Annotated in this window: 1 protein-coding gene; it reads right to left on the bottom strand. The window is 66.9% G+C overall.

The genetic code is table 11. The features are described from left to right. Window positions 1–878: 878 nt before the first annotated feature. Window positions 879–1870: hypothetical protein (locus GY812_02675; GenBank protein MCP4434387.1), on the bottom strand; the 992-nt coding region annotated here is incomplete at its 5' end.

The following is a 1870-nucleotide window of genomic DNA, read 5'->3' as shown; positions in this document are numbered from 1 at the left end:
ATCTCCATCTCTCTTTTTTTTTCTCTCTCTCTCTCTCTCTCTCTCTCTAGTCTCGGCTCGAGAGTGCCCTGCACTCATAGCGTAGCCGCGACGCGAAGCGCCCCGCTCTGGAGTCCCGACTCCAGGCCTCGCGAGACCGGAACCGCGCCAGCAGCGCGGTACTGATTTGCGTCTCCTCACTTCCACAGTGCGATTGCCGCCATGGCCCCCCTGGCTGCGCCAGGCCGCCACCGCACTTTCACGTCTCACCATGCTGTACTACCTGAGCTGCCTGGCCATGTTACTGAACATAGGCACCAGGACCTTGTCTTCCGCGTGCCCGTCCTGCACGGGCGCGACCTCCCAGTACCACCTGGACACGCCCCACACGTGCCGCGTGCGGATCTTCACGAAGATCTACGTATACTCGGGCACGACGCGTTCCACCTGCGCGCCGAGCTGCGCGCCTACCGAGCCGACCTCCGCGCTCACCTACCAGGCACCGACGCCAACACAGACGACTCCGTCCAGCACCTGCACACCTCGGTACGGCCAGGTATCCAGGGGGGGGTCGGGCCCCCGACTGCTGAGGGTGACGGTGCTGAGTGCGGTCGGGCTGTTCCCACGCCTGCCGTCGTCGCGCCGTGCGTGACAAGCAGTCGGCCCCCAACCTCCCCCCGAGAGCGCTCCCGCGGCACCGCAGGCACCGCTCTCAACTTCATCGGCATTATCTTGCTGAACTTCGGGTACGGCCTCGGCTCCACCTTCGGCATCGCTCTCGGCACCGTCGGCACGGTCTTGCGTACCATCGGCAAGGGCACCAGGAGCGTCGTCAAGCACATCGTCGACTCCGCCGGCACGGCGGGCCCAGCCCGCCCCACAAGGGCCGTCAAGGTCGGCTACGCGTTCTTCGGCGTCCTCGGCTCCGCCTGCGGCTTCAAGGGCACGGCGGGCCTGGCCCGCCCCAAACGGGCCACCATCTCGGCCGTCGTCATGCTCGTCCTTGCATCGACCTCAGCATCGCCACCAGCACTGCCGACCGCATCGACGCCAGCCTCGACGGGCCTTTCAACATCCTCTGTCCTGACGCCTCGCCCAGGGCCGTTGGCGAGGGTGCTGCCTTCAGGTGCACCTGACGCTAGAGGGGCCGCCCTGTCATGCCATGACCCGTCCGCCTTGCCGACACCAGCGTCTGTGCCTATGGCCCCATCGACGTCAACATCGACGTCAGCATCGTCCTCGGCAGCCTCCACGCCCACGTCCACGACGGACCGAACCCCAGCTCCGCAGACAGCATCGACGCCAGCTCTGACGACGGCACTGCAGTCAGCCTCGACGCCAGCGAGGGGTACGGATTCGGCACCATCCTCGCCCCCTCCCTCACCCCGCCCCGCAGGAGGAGGAGGAGACGACGACGACCACGACGACCTTGACGACGCAGTGCCGGCGCCGGCGCCGAGGTCAGCATCGACGCTCCCACCGACGGCAGAAACGACCACAGTTTCGCCGACCCCGACGGCAGCATCGACGGCGGCGAGGACGGCTCCGACGGCAGCACCGCTAGCATCGCTAGCATCGTCAGCTACGATGGCAGCATCGTTAGCACCGCCGGCTCCGACGTCAGCATCGTTAGCATCGTCGGCTCCGACGGCCGCATCGACGGCAGCGACGACGGCTCCGCCCGCAGTTTCACAGACTCCGACGGCGGCATCGATAGCATCGCCGGCTCCGACGGTAGCATCGACGGCAGCGACGCCACCACTGCCAGCGGCGGCTCCGACGTCAGCATCGACGGCAGCGACGCCAGTACTGCCAGCGACATCTCCGACGGCCGCAAGAGACGTCAGTACCACAATCAGCCACTCCTGTGCTACCTGTATGGCCACTCGCT

It is taken from the genome of Actinomycetes bacterium (assembly GCA_024222295.1).
Classification (GTDB): Bacteria; Actinomycetota; Acidimicrobiia; order Acidimicrobiales; family Microtrichaceae; genus JAAEPF01.
Note: the sequence above shows the minus strand (reverse complement) of the source record. Positions and strands in the feature narration are given on the sequence as shown.